The organism is Spirosoma daeguense, from assembly GCF_054776875.1.
Map to the genome: position 1 here is coordinate 523,109 of NZ_BAAHBF010000004.1, position 24,582 is coordinate 547,690.

The 24,582-nt window shown below is 47.0% G+C and carries 22 protein-coding genes; 16 read left to right on the top strand and 6 right to left on the bottom strand.

Features of this window, described 5'->3' with window-relative positions:
• The first annotated feature begins 23 nt into the window (after positions 1-23).
• Positions 24-461, top strand: coding sequence for a DUF4174 domain-containing protein (locus tag ACYVD4_RS15025; protein ID WP_460947010.1), 438 nt, complete (start codon positions 24-26; stop codon positions 459-461).
• A 147-nt stretch (positions 462-608) separates the two neighbouring features.
• On the opposite strand, the gene ACYVD4_RS15030 is transcribed toward ACYVD4_RS15025, so the two are convergent.
• The 4 genes from ACYVD4_RS15030 to ACYVD4_RS15045 all read right to left on the bottom strand — a co-directional run bounded on the left by ACYVD4_RS15030 (position 609) and on the right by ACYVD4_RS15045 (position 5,694).
• The gene (locus ACYVD4_RS15030; protein WP_460947012.1) at positions 609-2,588 is read right to left on the bottom strand and encodes a sialate O-acetylesterase; all 1,980 of its coding nucleotides are present in this window, start codon (positions 2,586-2,588) and stop codon (positions 609-611) included.
• A gap of 133 nt (positions 2,589-2,721) precedes the next feature.
• Entirely contained in the window at positions 2,722-3,591 is an 870-nt protein-coding gene (locus tag ACYVD4_RS15035) for a hypothetical protein (RefSeq protein ID WP_460947014.1), read from the bottom strand.
• A gap of 202 nt (positions 3,592-3,793) precedes the next feature.
• Complete coding sequence (locus ACYVD4_RS15040) at positions 3,794-5,017, bottom strand: hypothetical protein (RefSeq protein WP_460947016.1); 1,224 nt, start codon at positions 5,015-5,017, stop codon at positions 3,794-3,796.
• Between the two features lie 146 nt (positions 5,018-5,163).
• Positions 5,164-5,694: a DUF2911 domain-containing protein gene (locus ACYVD4_RS15045; protein ID WP_460947018.1), complete on the bottom strand. Its 531-nt coding sequence runs from the start codon at positions 5,692-5,694 to the stop codon at positions 5,164-5,166.
• Between the two features lie 236 nt (positions 5,695-5,930).
• Between ACYVD4_RS15045 and ACYVD4_RS15050 the strand changes: the two genes are divergently transcribed.
• From ACYVD4_RS15050 to ACYVD4_RS15075, 6 genes are all read left to right on the top strand, one after another.
• Complete coding sequence (locus tag ACYVD4_RS15050; protein WP_460947557.1) at positions 5,931-6,986, top strand: YheT family hydrolase; 1,056 nt, start codon at positions 5,931-5,933, stop codon at positions 6,984-6,986.
• Positions 6,987-6,989: 3 nt separating this feature from the next.
• Positions 6,990-7,280 (top strand): type VII toxin-antitoxin system MntA family adenylyltransferase antitoxin, encoded by a 291-nt coding sequence (gene mntA / locus ACYVD4_RS15055; protein ID WP_460947020.1) that lies wholly within the window; start codon positions 6,990-6,992, stop codon positions 7,278-7,280.
• On the top strand, positions 7,261-7,620 hold the full coding sequence (locus tag ACYVD4_RS15060; protein ID WP_460947022.1) for a HepT-like ribonuclease domain-containing protein: 360 nt from the start codon (positions 7,261-7,263) through the stop codon (positions 7,618-7,620). The genes mntA and ACYVD4_RS15060 overlap by 20 nt, the downstream gene beginning before the upstream one ends.
• Before the next feature lie 11 nt (positions 7,621-7,631).
• Positions 7,632-9,536, top strand: a complete 1,905-nt coding sequence (serA, locus tag ACYVD4_RS15065; RefSeq protein ID WP_460947024.1) for a phosphoglycerate dehydrogenase — start codon at positions 7,632-7,634, stop codon at positions 9,534-9,536.
• A gap of 99 nt (positions 9,537-9,635) precedes the next feature.
• Positions 9,636-10,712 carry an aminotransferase class V-fold PLP-dependent enzyme gene (locus tag ACYVD4_RS15070; protein ID WP_460947026.1) on the top strand — a complete coding sequence of 359 codons (1,077 nt, stop codon included), beginning with the start codon at positions 9,636-9,638 and terminating at the stop codon, positions 10,710-10,712.
• A gap of 212 nt (positions 10,713-10,924) precedes the next feature.
• A complete protein-coding gene (locus tag ACYVD4_RS15075; protein ID WP_460947028.1) occupies positions 10,925-11,611 on the top strand; it encodes a hypothetical protein in 687 nt (228 codons plus the stop codon).
• Here ACYVD4_RS15075 and ACYVD4_RS15080 read toward each other — a convergent pair.
• Positions 11,608-12,123 carry a DinB family protein gene (locus tag ACYVD4_RS15080; RefSeq protein WP_460947559.1) on the bottom strand — a complete coding sequence of 172 codons (516 nt, stop codon included), beginning with the start codon at positions 12,121-12,123 and terminating at the stop codon, positions 11,608-11,610. The two genes, ACYVD4_RS15075 and ACYVD4_RS15080, sit on opposite strands and share 4 nt — an antisense overlap.
• Positions 12,124-12,214: 91 nt before the next feature.
• Between ACYVD4_RS15080 and ACYVD4_RS15085 the strand changes: the two genes are divergently transcribed.
• The 5 genes from ACYVD4_RS15085 (at position 12,215) to ACYVD4_RS15105 (ending at position 17,361) form a co-directional block, all read left to right on the top strand.
• Positions 12,215-12,670, top strand: coding sequence for a DUF4920 domain-containing protein (locus tag ACYVD4_RS15085; RefSeq protein ID WP_460947030.1), 456 nt, complete (start codon positions 12,215-12,217; stop codon positions 12,668-12,670).
• A gap of 62 nt (positions 12,671-12,732) precedes the next feature.
• Positions 12,733-13,164, top strand: a complete 432-nt coding sequence (locus ACYVD4_RS15090) for a hypothetical protein (protein WP_460947032.1) — start codon at positions 12,733-12,735, stop codon at positions 13,162-13,164.
• Between the two features lie 82 nt (positions 13,165-13,246).
• Positions 13,247-14,524: a metal-dependent hydrolase family protein gene (locus ACYVD4_RS15095; RefSeq protein WP_460947562.1), complete on the top strand. Its 1,278-nt coding sequence runs from the start codon at positions 13,247-13,249 to the stop codon at positions 14,522-14,524.
• Between the two features lie 166 nt (positions 14,525-14,690).
• The gene (locus ACYVD4_RS15100) at positions 14,691-16,385 is read left to right on the top strand and encodes a serine/threonine-protein kinase (RefSeq protein ID WP_460947033.1); all 1,695 of its coding nucleotides are present in this window, start codon (positions 14,691-14,693) and stop codon (positions 16,383-16,385) included.
• Positions 16,386-16,404: 19 nt separating this feature from the next.
• Positions 16,405-17,361, top strand: coding sequence for a hypothetical protein (locus ACYVD4_RS15105; RefSeq protein ID WP_460947035.1), 957 nt, complete (start codon positions 16,405-16,407; stop codon positions 17,359-17,361).
• A gap of 70 nt (positions 17,362-17,431) precedes the next feature.
• Here the strand turns inward: ACYVD4_RS15105 and uxuA are convergent, their stop codons facing one another.
• Entirely contained in the window at positions 17,432-18,616 is a 1,185-nt protein-coding gene (gene uxuA / locus ACYVD4_RS15110; protein WP_460947037.1) for a mannonate dehydratase, read from the bottom strand.
• Positions 18,617-18,817: 201 nt separating this feature from the next.
• Between uxuA and ACYVD4_RS15115 the strand changes: the two genes are divergently transcribed.
• From ACYVD4_RS15115 to ACYVD4_RS15130, 4 genes are all read left to right on the top strand, one after another.
• Positions 18,818-20,179: an MFS transporter gene (locus tag ACYVD4_RS15115; protein ID WP_460947039.1), complete on the top strand. Its 1,362-nt coding sequence runs from the start codon at positions 18,818-18,820 to the stop codon at positions 20,177-20,179.
• A gap of 45 nt (positions 20,180-20,224) precedes the next feature.
• Positions 20,225-21,217 carry a PfkB family carbohydrate kinase gene (locus ACYVD4_RS15120; protein ID WP_460947041.1) on the top strand — a complete coding sequence of 331 codons (993 nt, stop codon included), beginning with the start codon at positions 20,225-20,227 and terminating at the stop codon, positions 21,215-21,217.
• A 213-nt stretch (positions 21,218-21,430) separates the two neighbouring features.
• Positions 21,431-22,939, top strand: coding sequence for a tagaturonate reductase (locus ACYVD4_RS15125; protein WP_460947043.1), 1,509 nt, complete (start codon positions 21,431-21,433; stop codon positions 22,937-22,939).
• A 574-nt stretch (positions 22,940-23,513) separates the two neighbouring features.
• Complete coding sequence (locus ACYVD4_RS15130) at positions 23,514-24,506, top strand: GRP family sugar transporter (protein ID WP_460947045.1); 993 nt, start codon at positions 23,514-23,516, stop codon at positions 24,504-24,506.
• Positions 24,507-24,582 lie beyond the last annotated feature (76 nt).

Genomic DNA, 24,582 nt, shown 5'->3' on the forward strand with positions numbered 1-24,582 from the left:
CTTGCCGATGGTGCTGCGTATCGATGAAAAACCATTGGTCGGTTGCCCCATTCCTGATGTCGGTGGGTGTTATGTTTATGCTACAAAGCCTGACAAATCAGCAGAAGCCGCTTAGCGCAATACTGTCCGAAAAGAAAGACCAGCGTCGGGTGTTGTTGCTCTACGCTAGCGATAAAAATCAGCCCGATTTGGTGGCCCAGCAAACAATTTTCAGCAAAGTAAAAGCTGATTTAGACGAACGTGAACTAGACGTAGTACAGGTTGAAAATACTACGTTATCGGAAAGCGACCGTCAGTTTCTAATCCGCAACTATAAACTCAAACCATCTGCTACGTTTATAGGCTGGCTTATTGGTAAAGATGGGGGCGTAAAACAGACGTATCAAAAACCAGTGAGTTCCGCCGAACTCTTTCGCCTAATCGACAGTATGCCCATGCGCAAGCTGGAAATGAGAAATTGACATAAGTGGACTTTATGAAAACCACCTCTTATAATAAATTGTCATTTCGACCGAAGGGAGAAATCTCAAACTCCTCAATGAGTAAGCTTAAGATTTCTCCCTTCGGTCGAAATGACAAAGTTTCTAGTAACAGAAGTTGAATTGGGGTTATCGGTCGCCGAATTTCACGGCTTCAGTGATTCCTTTCCACGTATCAGAACGGAACGGAACAGCCGGGAAACCCGCCTGATTATAGAGGTTTACATCGCCATTGTCATCAGCCCAACCATAGCGAACCGCTACGGGTGTTGCTACAGAGTCGGTATGAACAACAACCGTATTGCCCTGAATTTCAGCCTTCGCGTAGTGAAATATCTGGTCAGCACCCGCTACTTCAAATCCTTTTACGTAACCGTATTTATCTTTCACCCAGATACCTCCGTCTGCATTCCGGAACGTAACGCTTGCCTGATTGCCCGTAACCGTCATTTTGTCAAACATAGGCCCCCGCGAAATCTCACCTGCAAGCGTACTCGTTTGCGGATAGGAGATACGCATGGCTTCGGCGGCTAAACGCTTGCCAACATCCTGTTTATTTTTCGGGTGAATATCGTTCCGCTCCCCTATGTCCGACGTAACGGCCATACCCGTGTTGGGCAGTTTGAGCGTCATCGTCTGCGCTTCCCGAAGTTCAGCCCAGGAGCTTCCGTGCTTACTGTCGCCGTCAGACGCTTTGAAGCTGGCCAGTTGCACAAACAAAAACGGAAAATCATACCCCCAGCGTTGTCGCCAATCCTGAATCATGAGCGGAAACGATTTGCGGTACTGATACGCCCGGCCCGCGTTCGATTCACCCTGATACCAGATAGTTCCGGCTATGGCGTACGGAATCAGCGGATTCAGCATGGCATTATACAGCAATGTACCGTACGCATTCGGACCATTTCCTACTGGAGGTATTTGCACCTGCCCAATTCGGTAACGCCAATCGCCAGCCAGCGACAGATTTCCTCCAGTAGTTGCTATAGCCAGTTTATCACTTTCGCCGGTAAAGCCGCCAGTACTGCCCGTATCCTTTACCCGAACCGCAATTATGTTACGTCCTGGCTTCAGAATACCATCGGCTAGTTTATATTGCCGGGGCACATTATAACCATCTGTCGTGCCAACGAACTGGCCGTTTACAAATGTTGAATCAGCATCGTCGATGGTACCAAGCAATAATGTGGCATTTTTTAGATCGGCATCGCTCGGAATAATTATTTCATGGCGAAACCAGACAATGCCGTCGAAATTGGGTAGTCCTCCCTGAAAATCCCAGTTTTTGGGCAAGCCCATTTTAAGCCATTCGGAATCGTTAAAATCGCTGTTTGCCCACGTTTTTTCCTCGGCAGCCGTTGGCAGAATACCACCCTGTTTTTCCTGAACCAGCACTTTTAAACGGCCTCTCAGTTTCTGATCGGTAACAGACAAGCTGGATGGTAAATCGACCACCATCGGATTTAAATCTGGATCACGTAGCATGGCTTCGCGGCTGGTCCAGGTTTCGGAATGAGTACCGCCCCACGACGTATTGATCAGACCAATCGGTACGTTCAACTCCTGCTGAAGCTGACGAGCGAAGAAATACCCAACAGCCGTGAATTTAGGAGCCGTTTCGGGGGAGCAAACCGTCCAACTTCCTTCTATATCCTCTTTTGGCGTCAGGCTAACGACTTTTTTTACCAATAACTGGCGAATATTCGGGTAGTTAGCGGCTGCTATTTCGGTTTTGGCATTGGCAGCCGCGCTGAGCGGCCACTCCATATTCGACTGGCCGGAGCAAACCCAGACCTCGCCCATGAGAATATCATCGAACGTAACGGTATTGGTTTTGCCTTTCACCAGCATCTGATACGGGCCACCCGCTTCCATCGGATCGAGCATAACCTGCCATTTCCCATCTTTAGCTGCTTTGACCGTTTTGGTCTGGTTATTTAGCGAAACTGTAACTTTCTCACCAGAATCGGCCCACCCCCAGACAGGTACGGGTCTTCGACGTTGCAGAACCATATGTGAGCCAAACGTATTGGGGAGTTTTACCTCAGCTAAAGCCGTTTGGGCTGTTAGTATAGATAGGAAAAGGAGCCGTTTAGCGAGCCGCTTCATACGTAGTAAGTGAGTTGCGAATGAATCAAATTAATGGCTTTTGCCAGTTTATTCCATAAAAAAGGCGGTTGAACAAACCGCCTACTTTCTGTATGAAGTAAAATTTGAAATCAAATAGTCGTGAGTTTTATAGTTAACGAATACGTGGCTTCTTGCCCTGCACATCCAATACGTTGGTCAGACTGCGTTGTATTGAGAAGTTATAACGTAGCGTTATGCCGTAACTCATACCTGAACCAGTTCCCTGAAGTTGCGTCTCTTTCGGTGCCATCCGACCGGCCAGATACGTTACGTTGGTGGTAGAAGCCTCCCCCAATCCCCAGTATTTGCGAACGGCAATACCTAAATCAAGCGCATTATTCAACCGAATATTGTATTCAGCACCTAGCTCTGCAACTGTGGTCGTTTCAGGATTACTACGTGACTGGCTAACCAGTTTAAAGGACTCCATGGCTTCCCAACGTCCCTGATAACGATAACCAGCCAATGTGTAACGATTATCCAGATGATCTTTACCGGGCACAACCCACATACCGCCACTGAGCCAGAAACCAGACCGTAGCCAGGGTTTACTTGTAGAAATGAGCAGCCGTTTTCCACGTAGCACAAATGTATTTCGGGTATCGGTGTTGCGGAAGTATAGCGGAGTAGCTGTGTTACTGACCGACACCTGCGTGTGAATCGGCGTGCGAGCATAGCCTGCTTCAACGGCCCAACGTTCGCGGTAAACCCAGCCTAACGTAGCGCCGAGGCTCACTTTACCAACTACATCACTGGTAATAAGATCATCAAATGAATTATCAATCTGCGCGTTGTCGGTACGTAGATAACTATCGAGCGATACGTACCAGCGATTACGTATCGAAGGCCCTCCATAACGCGACAGCAATCGGTTATAGGCCGGGTTTTGTTCGGGGAGCCGGTAGTAGTCAGAACCACCTTGCCCAAAGGCAGGCAGTCCGGCTAAACCAAGCAGTATATACAATAAGTAATGTTTCATCATACGGAGTTGGTTAGGCGTTGTACAAATAACGCGATAAACGTTTGTTTGTTAACCACTTACACTAATTTTATTTAAGAAAATGCCAATAGAATTACCCTACGGTTTTATTTCAAGACTCCGATTCGCTATAATTCGTTGCAAACAGTGAATAAATAATGATTTACTGGCTTTTGGTTTCCAATTTAAACTAAAATGTAAACTCTTATTCACCTACCAATATAATTTTTCCAAAGGCGTCGTAGGCGAGTCTACTGCCAGCCTGAATCAACAGTTTACGAGCCGTAACAGAACCATTCACCGAGATCAACTGACCTGTTTGTACCGTAACACCATCGCATGGGTATGGTACCCGATTCCCTTGCCAGCTGGCTGGCGTTGTCCAGCTTCCATTCTGCTGGCTAACTACGGTTCCACATGAAATAAATCCAGCCTGTTTGGTTTGCGTATTGGCATAAATTCGGCCTGTATTTGTAAAGCGAAAATGTTCGTTTCCATTGCGCGCAAACTCCGTCAGAAACCGATTGCCCGGATTGGGAGCATCCGTCGGTGGTTCTCGAAAAGGTGCTTTGTTTGGCGACGTATTATTAGGTGCATCTGAACTGTAATTGTACTCGCTCCACCCGGTCGCTTCGTGCCCCCAGAGCCAGGCACAGTACCAGGCAAAGCGGTATTTAGCTGAATCATAATCACTTGCATAATTAGGCGTAGTAACAGAGAAAACCTTGAAATTAAGTTGTTTCTGAAACTGACGTAGCGTATCGGACTTGGCGCGCCAGAAATCCCAATCGTCGTAGGGACTGCCATCTTCGCCTTGAAACCGAAAATAATTGCCGCCTATAACAACGTGACTCTCAAACAGGTAGCCATCCTGACTCGTAAAAGGTGTTGGTTTGCTCGATGGATTATACGTAGCATTATAGACATTATCATACAGGCAGGTCGAATACAACGTATTAGCCATTACTGCCAGTCCTCTTTCGTGAGCATACGTAACAGCAGCCGTAAGCCGATCCCGCGTAACACTATCTACGTAGCCGCACTCATCAAACAGAACGCCCTTAAAGCCAAAATCCTTAATTCGCTGGAGTTTCGCTTCTATGGTTGACAGTGACAAGGGCGAGGGAATTTTCATCGACAAACTCACGTAACCATACACTTTTGTAGCCGGATTCATTTGCGTGAGAATCGTATGGCTTTTGCCACTCTCAACCGGATTTATCGTAGCATTTTCAATATTGTCGGGCCACACTACGTATTCGTACCGGCTAAATTCATTGGCCGCCGATTGCGTATTGACGGTCAGACTATTGATTTTCGATGGAAACCCGTAATAGATGAGCAGCTTTTTAGGAGCAACGTTCTGGCTATTTCCAATTAGTATGCTACCGAATAACAACGAGAACAAGAAAGTAAATCGTAGAAACATAGCCGTTGCAGAGTTTTGGGTGGGTTTTGTTACATAAGATCACAGTTTACTCATTACTACGCTAAAAACAAATAGTCTCCGGCAAAAGAAGATTTACCGGAGACTATTTGTTTATTAAGAACTGAAAACCAGCGGTTTTCTATAGACTAGGTACCATGTTTCATAACAGGCACCGAAATCGTCATATTATCCCAGGCAATAGCAACGCTACTGTTAGATGGCGTAATCGTCAGTTTTTCGATTGGCGTTTTGTTCATCGACACCGGCACTTTAATCGAAGCAACATCAGTGCCTTTTATTTTCTCGTAATCGTAAGCGCCCCACTGACCCAGTGTGCTATTCAGAATAACGCTCCACTCTTTTTCGCCGGGAATGGTGAAAAGCGTATACGTACCCGCTTTTACCATTTTGCCGCCAAACATTACGTCGTTTTTAAACGTAATTTCGGTAGCCTCATTGGCTCCTGTGCGCCAGACTTTGCCATATTTTTCGAGGCTGCTCGAACTCTCTGGACCAAAAACGACCCGACCTTTTTTTGAAGGCTGACCATACACGACTTTAATCGATTTATCCGGGCTTTCGGATGTCATTTTGGGGCTCGCCGGTTTTTTGTCCTGTGCCTGTGTCAAAGACACGAGCGACAACAGGAAAACAAGTACTAAAACTGGGGTTTTCATGTGTAGAAAGTTGGTTGTTTTGTTACGTCTATTAACGACGAAATCGGAATGATAGTTTTTTTGTCCAAAACAAATCAAAATACGTACCAATTTTTAGGACCTGTCATGAATAAAAATAGTGGATGAAATAAGTAACCAGACAACCCCAAAAGAGACAAAAACCTAATTTTTCGAATTTATAAAGCTTGTAAGCCAGAGAACTCTTACCTTTGCGGCTTCAATCGACCGCGTCTGGAATGCCGCTGATTGCCCAATCGAGTTACGAGCCGCCTACCCGTTTATGGAACGGCCATTTGCAAACCATTATTCCCTCGCTGTTTCGCAAGGTAACAACCGCCTACGTGCGTGAACGTATCGAAACGCCGGACGATGATTTTCTGGATCTGGATTGGGCAAAAGCAGTTGTTAGGAGCGAGGAGCGGGGAGTGAGAAGCCATCCGGCCGAAGATCATTCCCGAGTCAGCCCTCCTCACTCCCCGCTCCTCGCTCCTAACAACTGTTTAGTCATTCTATCGCACGGCCTGGAAGGCAGCTCAACGAGTCCGTATCTGGCAGGTATGGTACGGCATCTGACCCAAAACGGCTTCGATTGTCTGGCATGGCACTACCGGTCGTGCAGTGGCGAAATGAATCGTCAGGAGCGGTTTTATCATATCGGCGAAACATCCGATCTACACTTTGTCATCAACTATGCGCTCACCAAAGGCTATCAGAGCATTTATCTGATGGGGTTCAGCGCAGGCGGTAACGTCACCCTGAAATATTTAGGCGAACAAGGGGCAACCATAAATCCGGCTATCAAAAAAGCGGTCGTTTTCTCGGTACCTCTCGATCTGATGGGATCGGCCCGTCGACTCGAACGCTGGGACAGTCTGGTGTATAATTATCGATTCAACCGAACACTAAAACGAAAAGTCATGCAGAAAGCTGCGGTGATGCCGGGTGTTTTCCCAACCGAAGCCGTGACCAGAGCACGTAGTATTCGCGAATTTGATAATTCATTCACGGCGCCCATGAATGGTTTTCGGGACGTAACGGATTACTATACACGTAGCAGTTCGTTACAATTCATACCGCGCATAGCGATTCCAACCCTGATTGTCAATGCAAAGAATGACCCGTTTCTGTCGCCCGAATGTCTGCCTGCTACGTTGGCCCGGGAACTACCGAACGTCTGGATGGAGTTTCCAGAGAACGGCGGGCACTGTGGCTTTCCATCGAAAAGCGGAGGCATTCAGGGTACGTACTGGTCGGAAGAGCGGGCGCTGGCGTTTTTCAATAAAACAGAATAAGCTATGATTCTACAACAAGCAGCCATACAGCAATATTTTGGCACGCAGCCTGTAAAAAAAGCTTATTTGTTTGGCTCTCAGGCACGTGGCGAAGCAACAGACAGCAGCGATCTGGATATTTTAGTTGAGCTGGAGCCAAAAGTTTCGTTATTCGATTTTATCAGAATGAAACTTCAACTGGAAGCTCTACTTCATCAAACCGTTGATCTTGTTTCCGCAAACGGGCTTTCTCCTCATGTAAAGCCCTACATCGATCAGGATAAACAACTGATTTATGAAAAAGCGGATAAGTGAACAGGCACGCATAAAACACATGCTTGACGCTATTACTGAAATTCAGGAATTTGTAGAAGGTACTGTATATGAAGATTATCTGGCTGACCGAAAACTTCAGCTTGCCGTAACCCGGCTAATTGAGATTATTGGCGAAGCTTCCAATCACGTATCTGAAGACATCAGAAACCGCTTTACCAATATAGAGTGGCACATATTGACTGGTATCCGTAACGTAATAGTCCATGAATATTTTGGCATTGATTACGATATAATCTGGACTGTGATCCAGCAGGATATACCTCAGCTACGTACCAAACTGGAATATTTACTAGAACACATAACTAAAGAGTCTGAATAAGCTCTTCAATCATGCTCACCAAACCACTGGAACAGACTTATTACATTATCGATTTCGATAGCACTTTCACCAAAGTGGAAGCCCTCGACGTACTGGGCGAAATCTCACTCGTTGGCCGGCCCGACCGCGACGACGTATTGAACCAGATTAAGACCATTACCGACCGGGGTATGTCGGGCGAAATTTCGTTTACTGAATCGCTGATCTTACGTCTGAATCTGCTGAAAGCACACCGGAATCAGTTGCCTGCGCTTATCGAAAATCTGATGGGTAAAATTTCAGATTCGTTTACGAGAAATAAACAGTTTCTGACCGAGAATGCCGAGCATATTTTCATCGTATCGAACGGATTCAAAGAGTTCATTGTACCCATCGTTACGTCGCTGGGCATTCGGGCCGAAAATGTATTTGCTAATACGTTTCTATTCGACGAAGACGGTGCTGTTACAGGATTTGACCCGAAGAATCCACTATCGGCCAACGGTGGGAAATCGCAGGTAATCCGAAACCTCAACCTCGACGGCGAAGTCTACGTAATTGGTGACGGATATACCGATTACGAAATCAAAGCATCGGGGCTGGCCAACCGTTTTTATGCTTTCACGGAGAACGTAATGCGTCCGCGCGTTGTCGAAAAAGCCGACCACGTAGCACCTTCGCTCGATGAATTTTTATATCACAATAACTTGAGCCGCAGCCAGTCTTACCCGAAAAGCCGCATCAAAGTATTACTGCTGGAGAATGTTCACCCGGTGGCCGTACAATTGTTTGAGCAGGAAGGTTTTAACGTAGAGATTCGAAAAGGCGCACTCGACGAAGACGAACTGATCGAAGCCATCCGCGACGTATCGATTCTGGGTATTCGCTCAAAAACAAACGTAACGCCCCGCGTGCTCGAACATGCGAATAAGCTAATGACCATCGGTGCGTTCTGCATCGGCACGAACCAGATTGATCTCGACGCTTGTACTCAGAAAGGCATCGCGGTTTTCAACGCGCCTTACAGCAACACGCGTTCGGTTGTTGAGCTAGCTATCGGCGAAATCATTATGTTGATTCGCTCTATTGTGCCGAAAAGCAATCTGATGCACAAAGGTGGCTGGGACAAATCGGCCAAGAATAGCTTTGAAGTTCGGGGTAAAAAACTCGGTCTGGTAGGTTACGGCAACATCGGTACGCAATTATCGGTAGTAGCCGAAGCGCTGGGCATGGAAGTTTACTTCTACGATATTGTCGATAAACTGGCGCTGGGTAATGCCCGGAAATGTAAATCGCTGGACGAGCTGCTGGCAGTTTCCGATATCATCAGCCTGCATACCGATGGACGGAAGGAGAACAAAAACCTGATCAGCTACCGGGAGTTCTCGCTGATGAAAAACGGAGTGATTTTTCTGAATCTGTCGCGCGGCCACATTGTCGATATTCCGGCCCTGGTCGATGCATTAGAGCGTGGTAAAGTATACGGTGCAGGTGTCGACGTTTTCCCACACGAACCCAAAACGAACAACGAAGAATTTGTAAACGCACTACGTACCATTCCTAACGTAATTCTGACGCCCCACATTGGTGGAAGCACCGAAGAAGCGCAGGCAAATATTGGTAGTTTTGTGCCCGGCAAATTGCTCGAATACATCAACAATGGCAGTACGTACGGCAGCGTAAACTTCCCCGAACTGCAATTGCCGCTGTTGAAAGGCGCACACCGCCTGTTGCACATTCACGACAACGTACCGGGTATTCTGGCTAAAATGAACAACATCTTCGCCAAGTACCACATCAATATTCACGGTCAGTACCTCAAAACCAACGAAACAGTTGGTTATGTAATCACCGACGTAGCGAAAGAATATGCTGACGAGGTGGTGAAGGAACTAAAGGAAATTGACAACACAATTAAGTTTAGATTACTTTATTAAAGAGCGAAAGAGTGAAAGAATGAAACCGGGCCGCCGGAGCGAATACCATCCGGCAGGCTCTTTCATTCTTTCATTCTTTCACTCTTTCACTCATTAATTATGAAAAATACCTACTTCACGCCCGGACCGGCCGAACTTTACCCGACGTTTTATCAGCATCTCCAGCAAGCAATGGATGAGCAGATTGGGTCGATTTCGCACCGGAGCCAGCGGTTTCGGGATATTTATAAGTTTACCGATGAACAGCTTCGCACGTTGCTCAACATCCCGGACACCCACGGTATTTTCTTCACCGGATCGGCATCGGAGGTTTGGGAGCGAATGCTGCTGAACTGCGTAGAATTCGAAAGTTTCCACCTCGTCAACGGATCGTTTTCGCAGAAATTTTACGACTACGCCAATGCGCTCCATAAGCATACGCACGTACTGGAAAAGCCATTCGGCGAAGGGTTCGACGCGGCTGACGTTCAGGTTCCGGAGTATGCCGAAGTCGTTTGTCTGGCGCATAACGAAACGTCGTCGGGTGTACAGATGAAAACGTCGGAGATTCATAAATTAAAGCGTAAATACCCGAAAAAGCTTTTCTGTGTCGATATGGTGTCGTCGGCACCTTATCCTGATCTCGATTTCGGTATCATTGACTCTGCGTTTTTCTCCGTGCAAAAAGCGTTTGGTATGCCAGCCGGATTAGGCGTATGGATTGCCAGTCAGGGGTGCCTCGAAAAAGCGGAGCAATTGCAAGGTAATGACTCGCTTACCATTGGTGCGCACCATACATTACCAACGCTTTGGAAACATTACAAAACGTTTGAAACACCTGCCACGCCTAACGTACTGTTTATCTATTTGTTAGGGAAAATCGCAGAAGATTTTAACCAGATTGGTATCGAAAACATTCGTAAGCAAACCGAAGAAAAAGCGAAGGCTATCTATAAATTTCTGGATAGCTCTGATGCTTATTCGGCTTTCGTGCAACAGGAACGTCATCGTTCACAAACGGTTGTGGTAGCCACCACGCAAAAACCATCTGCTGACGTAATAGCAGCCGCTAAAAGCCAACAAATGATTGTTGGTAGTGGCTATGGCAAATTCAAAGAATCACAGATTCGGATTGCCAATTTCCCCGCTACGTCTACCGAGCAGGTTTCGGCATTGATTGAGCAATTGAAGAAGTAAGATTAGAGTGTAATTTATAGAACAAGGGTCATATGGGAAACGAGATTTCCTGTATGACCCTTGTCTCATTATGTTGATATATTTGATCCAATAAGGATTATCTGGTATACGCTAATACTGAAAAAACAGACAACGTACTAATTACACGACAAACTTTATAGGTCTTTGACGGTTACTATGAAAGTGTTTGTTTTTAGAATTACAACTCAACGATGATGAAAAATTTATGGATCACGATAGCGTTACTCATCGGCATATCGGCTGTGAGTATAGCGCAGAACCAGCCCGATTCAGGAGCTAACTCCCGACCGCTGGTTAATGAACAAACGAAGCAGGACATTCGTCAGGAAGCGGCTCGTACCGAAGAGAAGCTTGAAGAAGAGGTTGACCGATCGCGTAGTTATCAGGAAACACACCAGCTAAACTGGTTTCAGCCAAACACTATTTTCGGCGGTGGAGGTCTGGGCTTTGGCGCAGCCAGTGGGCAGGTTTATCTGGGCGCCAATCTAAGGGCTGGTTATTTTTTTCAACCGGGCTTTGCGGCTGGCTTGCGTTACGACGCCGACCGGCTCATTGGCAACAAATATCGTTCCCGGCAAATCGGTGCGTTTGTTCGTTATTACCCTTTCCGAACCCGTATTAGCAGTTTCGTTGGCGCGAGTTTAAACAGTGGCCGCGAGTTTTCAGAAAATATTCCAACCGATGTTAAAGCTCGTTATACCAGCGTTGGCCTCGAATTGGGCCTTATGGCCTGGATTTTTCCTCGTCTGGGTGCTGAACTAGCTTATGAAAGTAGTTTTTATAACAAACTTGATCCAACTGCCAGTCGTGGAAAAGGCAACCGGCTGAAGCTTGGCGTCAATTACTATTTCGGGCGCGTTGGTCGTTCATCACGTTAATAGTTTAATTGTTGCAGGTGATGTTGTGTGTGTAAACAGGTGAAAAGCAACATTTCGCGCATACTCAACTTACCTAATGCTGGATGGGGCAGACAATACGTATCAAGTTCCTGCTCCGTCCAGCCAGATGCTGCATCTACAAGTGCCTGATAAATACCGGTAAAGCGTTCCAGCAACGCAGCTTTGCCAATCTGGGTATCGTCTGGACGGGGCGACATTGTAGCAGGAGCTTTCACACCCGTTGCCAATACGTTCCGATACATTGCCTCCATCTGTTGATACGTTCGCGATGGAACCTCGGGGCTACCCCATTGTAGAAGCACATCGCGCGGCCCTGTCATCAGCCGAACAACGGGCTTTGCCGACAGATATAGATGCTGCGTTACGTCGGCAACTGACCACTTTTCGCCCGACTGTTCATAAAACGCTACGTCGGATAGCGGGCTTACTACGTCCACGAATTGCTGACAATCAGACAATAAGCGTTTCTGTAACTTGGCTTTAGTGTGCACTATTTTCAAAGAGAAATGTTTATTTTTGACGGTGTAGAACGTACCAGTTCGGTACGAACGTTAACAAACGCATACTATACCAGAGATCCGAATGAAAAAGTTCCTGTTTTTCAGCCTGTTCATTGCTGCTTCGTGGAGTGCTTCTGCGCAGCACGAAGTTAGCTATCATGGCAAAAAAATCACCGAAACCGATGCTATTCCGGCCACACAGTTAGCAACAAAGATGGGTGATAAGGATAAGATGAACGCCAAAGTTGAAGGAACCGTTGAATCGGTTTGCAAGGTAAAAGGCTGCTGGATGAAAGTAAAAACTGCCGACGGTCAAACCATGCGGGTCATGTTTAAAGACTATGCTTTCTTTGTTCCGAAAGATATTGAAGGCAAAACGGTTGTAGTTGAAGGTATAGCAGAAACCACTACTACGTCGGTAGCCAAACTGCGTCACTATGCTGAAGACGGTGGCAAATCGAAGGAAGAGATTGAAAAAATCACCGAGCCCGAAAAAGCACTGACTTTCATGGCTGACGGCGTTATCGTAAAAAAATAACGTATCGATTTGCAACTGTTGTTACGTTATCAGAGTCTTCGTTAAAAAAATCACCAATGCTAATGATACCGTTCTCAACACAGTTAATCAGTTTTCTGACTGCAGGAATGCTGCTCGCGGCTTCCTGCAATTCGACCGATACGCCCCCAACCGACCGAGTGTCGCTAAAAATGAACCAATCAGCCAGATTGGGTTCAGAGGTAGTGGTTCGGGTCGATTCAATTGAGGATAACCGTTGCCCTATGAATGCCAATTGCATTTGGGCTGGTCAGGCAAAAGTAAAATTGCAGATAGCGAAAGATCAGGATAGTAAAAACTTACAGTTGATGCTGGGTCAGGATATCCAAAATAAGGAAAACAAACGCCCTGACTCAACAGGCGTTACGTTAGCAAACGAAATCTATAAAGTTATTTTGCGCGAGGTTACTCCTTATCCGGAAACAACATCCAGCAAACCACAGCAAACGGCTGTAATTCAGGTAACGAAGTTGTAATTTTGTCCGTTCTTTTCCGTATTTTCAGGGCCGTAACGTACTGCGTTACGGCTTTTTTTATGTCAAATTGCTTCCTTCTATGATAAAAAAACTTTACCTATTCGCTGGTTTATCGTTACTAACATCTCCCCTATTCGCCCAACGAACGCTGCTCCATTGCGGTAATCTTTTCGACGGTGTCGGCAATACACTCCAGCCTCAGATGACCATTGTGGTGGAAGGGAATAAAATCACAGCTTTACAGAAAGGCTACACTTCTCCTACCGGAAAAGATCAGGTTATTGACCTGAAATCAAAAACGGTATTACCCGGCCTCATCGACATGCACGTGCATCTGGAGAGCGAAACCCGGCGGGGAGGTGTTATTGATCGATTCACACAAAATGTACCCGACGTAGCGTTTCAAGCGGCTAAATACGCCAAAACGACCTTGCTGGCGGGTTTTACTACGGTGCGTGATCTGGGAGGAAGTGGTATTAACATTGCGCTACGTAACGCTATTAACCGTGGTCTGGTAGATGGTCCTCGTGTTTTTACCGCCGGAAAATCAATTGCCACCACGGGTGGTCATGCCGACCCAACCAATGGTTATCGGAAAGATTTAATGGGCGATCCGGGCCCGGAAGAAGGTGTTATCAACAGCCCTGACGAAGCTCGGAAAGCCGTGCGGCAGCGATACAAAGACGGCTCTGATCTGATTAAAATAACGGCAACGGGTGGCGTGTTGAGTAATGCCAAAGATGGTTCGGGACCACAATTTACCGAAGAAGAAGCGAAAGCGATTGTGGATGCGGCCAAAGATTATGGCTTTTCGGTGGCGGCTCACGCGCACGGAGCAGAAGGTATGAAACGTGCCATACGAGCTGGTGTTCAGACGGTTGAACACGGTACGTATATGGACGACGAAACGATTGAGCTATTTAAAAAGCACGGCACCTACTTCGTACCGACGATCATTGCCGGGAAAACCGTAGCCGATTCGGCCAAACATTTCGGGTATTATACGGCCTTGGTAACACCCAAAGCACTGGCTATTGGACCGAAAATTCAGGCAACATTTGCCAAGGCGTATAAAGCCGGGGTGAAGATCGCTTTTGGTACGGATGCAGGCGTGTTTATTCATGGCTACAATGCCAAAGAATTTGAGTACATGGTAGAAGCCGGGATGCCAGCCATAGAAGCCATCAAGTCGGCACTGCTGAATAATGCCAAATTGTTAGGAATGGATGCGCAAATTGGCTCGCTTGAGACGGGGAAACTAGCCGATATTATTGCGGTAGATGAAAACCCTATTCAAACCATCAAAACGTTACAGACTGTTCGCTTTGTTATGAAAGATGGTAAGGTTTATAAACAGTAAACAGCTTGTTATAACTGTCATGACAGACTGTAAACTTTCCGTCAAAAGTTCTTTATCAAACTCACCAATAGGTAATTATAAAGACTTTATATTTATAGCAAATATCCAGATTTGCCTATAACAAGGTTAATCAACACCATCGTTTACTGCTTAAAGAATCTTGTTTGTGGATAAACCAGAACGTATAGCTTCTTATACCCTTAAACACGAAATCGGCAAGGGCGGCATGTCGAAAGTGTATTTTGCGGTCAACAGCATTAACGATCCCTTCGCCGTCAAAATCCTTAATATCGATTTAGCACAGAACGAAAACATTCGCCGGCGTTTCCGCAACGAAATGGAAGCACTTAAATCGTTGCGCGACATTGAACAGGTATGCCAGATTAAAGATTATTACGAAGACAATCATCAGATGGCCATTGTGATGGAGTACCTCACAGGCATCAATCTGCTGAGTCATATAAAACGTAATGGTCCGGCTTCCACCGAATTGCTTATCGACTGGTTGCGGCAGTTGCTTCCGCCATTTGCCATTTGTCACAATCGGAAAATTGTTCACCGCGACGTAAAGCCAAGTAATTTTCTTCTGACTACCGACGGAAAAATAAAAATTCTGGATTTTGGCATTGCTAAAGCACTGAATCAGAACGATGAACAACTAAACAGTATGTCGTTGGGTCTGACCAGTATACAGGAAGTGTTGGGCTCGCCGATGTACATGAGTCCTGAACAAGTACGTGGGTTGCAGGAGATTGATCACCGTAGCGATATTTATTCGCTGGGTGTAATGATGTATACGCTACTGATTGGCAACAATCCTTACGAAGGCCTGAGCACACGTAGTTATTTCGATATTCAGGAATCTATTGTCAAAAAACCACTGCCCCCTCTGTCGGGCGAGGCCGCGGTTTTCAATCCGATTATCCAGAAATCGACCCGGAAAGAGCCTATTGATCGGCATCAATCGATTCAGGAGATGCTAGATGAGGTCAATGCGATAGCGATCAGACGTAACGACCAGCCTAAACCAACCATTTCTGAGGAACAACCAACAGTTGCTATCATAAGGCCATCGGTTATCGTGCCACTACCCACCGAAAAACCAGATCCGCATCAAGTTACTCCAGAACAACCATCTGCTCGGCCTCTGGCTGTCGTAACGAAACCGGACGTAGCAGTTTATCCACAACCAGCAACGCCTTCGCCCAGAGTCAGTGCCAAGAAACAACCAGCTCCTCAGACAAAACCAATCCCGGCTCCAGCGCCTAAGGCACCACAACCAGCCCCCTCAAACACACCTACTGCAACACCCTGGTTTTTGATTGGGTTAGGTATTTTGCTGCTGATGGCTGTGATTGCTATCATCTTTATCGACCAAAATGACGCTCCTAAAGAAAACGCAGCCGCTACGTTCGAGCGTGCTACGTCGGCATTAACTACTACGTCTTCGTCGAACTCTTCCAAACTTTCCTTGCTACGTACCACCCGGTTATTAAGTCGGTTATATCAGATTCCACGCGAGAACCAGCCCGCTGTTTTTAAATCGGCCCGGCGAACGCTTACCGAACTCAAGGCAACGCCCGGCAACGAACATACCATTGATTCCCTTTTTAGAGCTTTTGAGTCAAATGGCGCACAGTCGGAGCTGTCGTATCACAAAACCGGAAGTGCATCGGCCAGACAAACAGCAATCGAGTGGTATCAGACGGCCTATACGTTGAAAGCCAATCCTGCTCTGTTACAGTCTATTCAAGGTCTACATGCGCCATCCGTAAAAACGCAGCCTACTCCTAGATGGTCAAAGCCAAAACCTGCCAAGAAATCTTCCGATTCACGCAGTGTCGACTTTATAGAATTCTAATCTCCACTCCAAATCAATTATGCAAAAAACAGCTATCAAGCACCTCTTTCTCATCTCTTTATCTTTATTATTTGCCTTAAGTATAACAAGCTGTTCACGAAATTCGAGCGCCATCCGTCGGTCGTCGCTGACTTTACGAAACTCAATGCAGGCACAGGACAACAGTATAAAAAAACTGGACAGAGCAGCAGAACAGGCAAAGAAATCGTCAGGCGAAGGGAAAATTGCGACCTCATCGAATGACGAAATCCAGACAAACGTAACGTCGGATAAGGCAACTATTGAGAATAATAAAAAGGAGATACAGGGTGCTTTATCGGATATAGAGAACTACAAGAGTGGGAAAAGTCAGCAGCGAGAACGGGATATCATATTTTCGGCTAATGCTACCGTTTCAAAAACGAATGAGAGTCTGCGGATTATCGAAAAAAAGACCGAAATCCTCATCGACTTTCTAGGCAACGAAACCTATAGTCGTTCGGAAATTGGTGCGGTTTTCAAGCCAGGCGTGTTTTGGCTCACACCTGAATCAACGAAAGAAGCTCAGCGGCTCTTTAGTCCCGTTGTTAACAAGCTTTTCACGTTTGCCGACAAATACCGTGGTGGCTTTAAAAAGCTTAGGGGCGAAATTATTGTAACAGGCTATGCCGACGCAACTCCTGTGGAGCCGGGCACAAAACTGTACACCGATTTATCGCAACGTCTTCAAAAAGAAGACAATATAACTCAACCAACTAGCAAGGATCTCAACAGAAAGCTTTCGCAGTTGCGTGCGAATGTGATTAAAGACTTGCTGGAAAACGTAATAGTTGCCAGAAAAAAGGCAGATTCAAATCCAATGAATGTTACGGTAAATGCGATTGGACGGGGTGAACAGATTCCGCTGGAACAGCAATCGGCTACCTTATCGGCCGATGACCGACGCCGACGTATCGTTACGTTCTACTGGGTTGTGCTTCCACTACAAGGCACCTAACGTATCAACCCCACGGCATCGGCCGTGGGGTATTTCACTACATCCTCTCAGAACGTAGCGTTTGGCGTTACTACATAAAACTCGACAAACCTAGCATTAGCCCGCGCAGTTCGGCAAGGCCACGTAAGCGCCCAATGGCCGTATAACCCGGATTGCTACGTTTGGCTGATGTCAAATCATCGAGCATCCGGTGGCCGTGGTCGGGTCGGAAAGGCATTCGTGCATCGGTGCGTCCTTCGTTCTGCCGACGTTTTTGTTCATTCAGTAACGCCTGCATTACGTGTACCATCGGTACGTCGCCTTCGAGGTGATTCGCTTCCTGAAAACTTCCGTCGGTATCCCGTTGGGTGCTACGTAGGTGAATGAAATGAATCTTTGGTCCCAACCGCTCAGCCATACCCGCCAGGTCGTTATCGGCCCGAACACCATACGAACCCGTACAAAAACAAATTCCGTTAGCCGGTGATTCTGCTGCAGCCAGCAAGGCCCGCGCATCAGCTTCCGTACTAACCACTCGCGGTAAGCCCAGAATTGGGTATGGCGGATCATCGGGGTGAATGGCGAGCCTAACACCAACTGACTCAGCCACTGGCACGATTTCGCGCAGAAAAGCATACAGATTCTGCCGCAACTCATGGTCGCCCGTATCTTTATAGGCTGCCAGCGCATCGCGAAACCGCTCTACAGTGTAACTCTCTTCCGAACCGGGCAACCCCGCAATGATGGTACGTGTCAGGCGTTTTACCTGCGCATCGGTCATGCTATCGAGTTTAGTACGTGCCTGTTTTTTCTGCTCATCCGAGTAAAGATACTCCGCTCCCGGCCGTTGAAGAATATAGAGTTCGAAGGCCGCAAATTCGGTGGCATCGAACCGGAGCCCCGTTGAGCCATCAGGCATCGGGAAATCCAGATCAGTACGTGTCCAGTCGAGCACGGGCATGAAATTATAACAGACCGTATCAATGCCTGCCTGCGCCAGATTAACGATAGACTCTTTGTAATTCTCGATATACTGCCGATACTCACCCGTTTGGGTTTTGATGGCTTCATGAACCGGAATACTCTCGACCACCGACCAGCTTAACTGATTGGCTTCGATTTCGTTTTTCCGATGCAGAATTTCCTCTACAGACCACACTTGTCCATTCGGAATGTGATGCAGAGCCGTGACAATTCCGGTGGCACCTGCCTGCCGGACGTCATTAAGCGATACGGGGTCGTTTGGACCGAACCACCGCCAGGTTTGTTCAAGCATATAAGTAACTAGTTGTCAATCAGTAGTCAATGGTCGTCAGTCAATCAGCATTGTTGTTTGTAAGCCTCATACTGAGCATCGGTTCGTAAAATAACGGCCTGCCGATGAGAGTAAGAAACTAATCGGCTCTTGACTGTTTACTTTTTTTCAGGTAAATAAGCATCGACTTATGCTTTTCTCCCCAAAAGTCGACTGCTTGTTTTGCAAACGCAAACTACTTCTGGGCGCTTTCGCTGGCGCATTGTTGCTTTATTGTTTCTGGCAACAACCATTAATTACATAGATCGGCAGATTCTGTCGTTTACTATGACCGATGAACTGTTTCGGAAAGAAATGCTCGACATGGCTCCCGACGCCGTGCTCACGGAAGAAGCCACTGATCGGTTCAAAGTACTGTATGGCGATGTAGATGCCGCCTTCAAATTTGCCTATGCCATTGGTTTTCTGGTAGCTGGCTGGCTCATTGATCGGATTGGTACCCGCCGGGGTTTTGCGTTGGGCATCTTTGTCTGGAGTATTGCTGCCGTGTTGTCGGCTTTTGTCAAAAACATTGCTGATTTGCGCTGGGCACGGGCTGCGTTGGGGTTGGGCGAGTCGGCAAATTTTCCGTCGTCCATTAAAACCATAGCCGATTGGTTCCCGCGCAACGAACGCTCATTTGCAAACGGTATTTTCAACGCGGGCACCAACGTAGGCATTATTCTGACGGCTTTGTTTGCCCCTTACCTGATTCTGCAATTAGGCTGGCGAAGCTCATTTCTGGTTACGGGTCTGCTAAGTTTCGGGCTCTTGGCTTTATGGGGACTCACCTATAGCAAACCCGAGCGGCATCCGAAACTTACTCGTCAGGAGCTCGACTACATACGTAGCGATCAGGAGCGAATACCACCGATAAAGGTTTCCTGGGGTCATTTACTGGGCTATAAACAAACCTGGGCATTTGCCGTTGGTAAATTCATGGCCGACCCAATCTGGTTGTTTTATATGTCGTGGTTACCCGATTTTTTCAACTCCAACGATGCTTTTAGCGAAACCCTCGACCTCAAAACATTTGGCGTGCCTTTCCTGATTATTTATATGGTGTCTGACGCAGGCAGTATCTTTTTCGGCTGGCTCAGCACGCAGTTTATGAACTGGGGCTGGTCGGCCAACCGCGCCCGAAAAACAACCATGCTTATTTGTGCTTTGTGCGTAGTACCTATTTTCTTTGCCGCCAAAACCAGCAGCCTACCAGTGGCCATTGCGTTGCTTTCGCTGGCCACAGCCGCGCATCAGGGCTGGTCGGCCAACATGTATACGTTTGCCTCAGATCTGTTCCCCAGAAACGTAGTAGCTTCTGTGACCGGAATTGGCGGCATGTTTGGCGCAGTAGGCAGTATTATACTAGCCTTGCTTTCGGGACGTATCATCACATCGTTGGGGTATCTGCCTATGTTTGCCATTGCCGGTTGCTCTTATTTGGTAGCTTTGGTAATTATTCATTTGATATTACCCAAATTAGAACCCGTTAGGCCCGAAGAACTAGAACAAAGTAGCCGGTGGTCAGTAATTGGCCGCTCCTGACGCTCAGCGTTGAGCTATGTGTTTACTACTTATTAACCTGAACAAATGAAAATTGTCACTTTTGGCGAAGTTATGCTTCGGCTCAGTCCGCCGGGCGTTGAGCGATTTACACAAACCAATTCGCTAACCATGCACTTTGGCGGAACCGAGGCCAACGTAGCGGTGTCGATGGCGCAATTTGGCTTTCAGGCCACGCACGTAACGCGGTTTCCAGACCATACGCTCGGCAAAGCGGCTGCGGGTTATCTTCGTAAATATGGTGTTGATACGCAGCACGTTCGGTATGGCGACGGACGGCTGGGGCTCTATTTTCTGGAAACAGGAGCCGGAAGTCGGGCCAGTCAGATTATTTACGATAGGGTCGATTCAGCCTTTGCCCGTATTCAGCCTTCTGATATCGACTGGGAGCCTATTTTGCAGGGAGCCGACTGGTTTCACTGGACAGGCATTACGCCTGCTCTTTCGCAGGGAGCTGCCGATTGCTTGCTGGCAGGTATCCAAACTGCTAATCGCCTTGGCGTTCCGGTCTCTGCCGATATTGTTTATCGCAGTAATCTCTGGCAGTACGGTCGGCGCCCGCAGGAAATTATGCCCGCCCTAACCGAAGGTTGCACACTAATTTTGGGAAGCAAAGGGCTCTTCTCTGATCTTTACAACGTAGTAGGAAGTACGTTTCAGGAAGCGGGCCGGGCCATGATGCAGCGGTTTCCTAACATCCGCTACGTTACCGACACCAAACGCAATTCGGTAAGTGCATCCCATAATCAACTGTCGGCCAAGATTTTCGACGGCAACAGCGTTTTCAAATCAAGGTTGTATGACATTCGTCCCATCACCGATCGAATTGGTACGGGCGACGCTTACATAGCTGGTTTGATTTACGGCCTGCTCACCTTCAATGATCTGCAACGTGCTGTTGAGTTCGGTGCTGCGGCATCGGCGCTGAAACATACGATTCCCGGCGATGTGAATCTAACAACCATTGCGGAGGTAGAAACCCTGGCGAGTGGTGATACATCTGGTAAATTAAAACGATAGATTCCCCTCCTATCTGCCTTATAACCCCGCAATATGTAGACAAATACCGAATGACCTCTTGAAATCGAAGCCGAATACTGGGTTTTGATAAAATAGGTACGCTGGTTAGACGAGTAGTTTGTAATATTGCTAAAATATGACAAAAACTCGGTTCAACTTTATTTATAGTTAATACGTATCATGCTGGCTGAGCAAACAGTACCCCCTTCTACCATGACCAAGTTAAGCCGTTCGACGCATCAGGCCGCTGTATTTCCTGAAAAAATCCTTCAATTTGGTACAGGTGTTTTACTGCGAGGTTTACCCGATTATTTAGTTCAAAAAGCTAATGCAGCCGGGCGGTTTGGTGGTTCTATCGTTGTCGTAAAATCAACCGATAGCCAGACCGATGAATTTACGCAACAGGATAATCTATATACCGTTGCCGTTCGGGGCGTTCAGCAGGGGCAGAATATCTCTGAAACATCTGTAGTATCAGCTATAAGCCGGGTTTTGGCCGCCCAAACGCAGTGGAAAGAGATATTGATGCTGGCGCGGAATCCTAAGCTTCAGATTGTTATTTCAAACACCACCGAAGTTGGGCTTAATTATGTAGAGGAGAGCATTTTCCAGCAGCCGCCAGTTTCTTTTCCAGCTAAGTTAACGGCTTTTCTGTATGAGCGTTTTCGGAGTGTGGGCGGTTCTCGGGCAAAAGGGCTGGTTGTTATTCCAACCGAATTGGTTACCGATAACGGGCTGAAACTGCGCGACGCGGTTGAAAAACTATCGGAATTCAACGAACTCGGTAAGCTATTTAGCAAATGGCTCAAGTTCCACGTTCGTTTCTGTAATTCGCTGGTCGACCGGATTGTGACTCGACCTACCGACGAAGCCCGTCAGGCACTGGAGCAGGAAACAGGACTTGAAGATGAGCTATTGACCTTCACCGAGCCGTATCATTTGTGGGCTATTGAAGGCGATGACCGGGTTCGGCAAATGTTAACCTTTGCGGATGCATCGACTCCGCAGATTATCATCGACGAAGACATTAATTTTTACCGCGAGCGTAAACTTCGCGTACTCAATGGTACTCACTCGTTCACGATGCCGCTTGGTTATCTACTTGGATTAGAGACCGTTGCCGACGAAATGCGTCACCCAGACATGAGTCGTTTTATTGAATCGCTCATGCTCACCGAAATCGTGCCAACTGTGCCCGATTATGGCACTCCAGGTATGGACAAAGCCGCCGTTGAACAGTTTGCGCATGACGTACTGGACCGGTTCCGCAACCCGCACCTCGACCACCTGTTGCTCAATATTTCGCTTCAGGAAACGGCCAAAATGCAGGCACGTAACGTAGCAACCATTCAGCGGTATTACGACAAGTTCAACAGTGTGCCAAAATTCATGGCGTTGGGCTTTGCCGCTTATCTGCTGTTCATGAAGGCGGTTCGGGAAGAAAAAGGGCAGTTTTTTGGCGAAATCAACGTAGCAAACGGGGGAGTGCTTACCTATCCGATCCGCGATGATAAAGCCGGTTATTTTTACGGCGACTGGAAAACCGTAAAGAAAAGCACACCCACTACGGTAGAGGCCTTTGTAAAAAGCGTTCTGTCCGACAAAAACCTGTGGCAAACCGATCTGACGGCGCTTCCCGGTTTTAGTGAGGCCGTTGCCCAAAAGCTAAACGCAATGTTAGCGACAGGCGTTGAAAAAACGCTCCAGAGCGAACTTTCATAAGCCATTCCAATAAATCAATACGTTATCCCGACTCATGCTACGTATAAAGCGGCTGCTTATACTACGTAGCATGAGTCGGGATTTTCTGTAAAAACAATTCAGCTTTCCGAACGGGGAATACAGATTCGTTTAGTTCCACAAGCAGCCAAACGGTCGGGAGCCGCTGCCATTTCCCTTCTCCTTACTCACGCCATTTTTCTATAGGCAAAGGAAGTTTGTCAGCCTCATATTTGGGCGATTTTACCTTCCCGAATATGGTTGGCTACAATCTTGAAGTCAGATTGAGACTTACCCACCCTATCAGAGATTTTTTACCCCGGCAGTTTTTGCCAAACAAAGTTCTCCGGTACTTGATCATTGCTTATTCTGACTGATTAGCAAGATCAACACGCCACAAAAGCGCCACTTTTAGCTTTCTTTATACTAACTGTCTTTAATGGTTTAGTTAGTCAAGAAGGGTTGTATAACCTTGTTACGTAGCACCTTTTAGTTACCACATTATCAGTCTAATAAACTCTTTTGTAATGGTAACGATATTCCGTATCTTGCTGCATTATCCTTAACCTAAACACCCATGTTCACGATTTCCTACTACCCACTCGCAGTGGCTGTCTGCTTTATTACCATGCTCTGTTGGGGTTCATGGGCCAATATGCAGAAACTCACGGCATCGAAAGTTCCAACCACCATCTTTTATCGCGACTATACCTACGGAATTCTTGTATTAAGCCTGCTTCTGGCTTTTACCTTAGGTAGCTTTGGCCAAAAAGGACGCTCCTTTCTAGCCGATTTTAGTCAGGCTAGTACGTTGAGTTTGGGCTATGCTATCGTTGGCGGTATCCTATTCAATATTGCAAATATTCTGATTGTTGTTGGTATTGAGCTTGCAGGGTTGTCGGTGGCCATGCCCGTGGGAATTGGGTTAGCTTTGATTCTGGGCGTTGTTGTCAATTATGTTTTTGTACCTGTTGGCGATGTTCCTCTGTTGGCAACGGGCGTTTTCTCGGTTTTTCTGGCGGTGGTATTCAGCGCATTGGCTTATCGATCAAAAGCAACTTCCAGTCAGGCCGTAAACACAACCGGACTGATTATATCGCTGGCAGGTGGCTTTCTGATGAGCTTTTTCTTCTATTTTGTTGCAAAAGCAATGGCTACCGATTTCGTGAATCCTGCTCCTGGGTCACTAACGCCTTATACCGCACTCGTGTTGTTTGCCATAGGCGTTGTGGCCAGCACGCCCTTGTTTATTCCGCTTCTCCGCCGTTTTGCCAGCCGACCTGCCGACGATGAAATTGAGTACTTCGACGTAGCAGGACGTTATCATCGGTTTGGTATGCTGGGGGGTATGATCTGGTGTTTGGGCATGGCTTCCAGTCTGCTGGCTTCGGGAGCTGCCGGATACGCAATTAGTTACGGGCTAGGGCAAGGTGCTACCATTATTGCCGTTTTATGGGGCATCTTTATCTGGCACGAATTTCAGGGAGCACCCAAAACGTCGAATCGCTACCTGATGTTGATGGGGCTTTGTTACGTATTGGGGCTTGTGCTGATTATTTCGGCTAAATAACGTAACGGGTTATCAGGACGGCGTTCAAACTTTGCTACGTTTGCAAGCTAACGCGCTTGGTGCCTAAAATACGCTA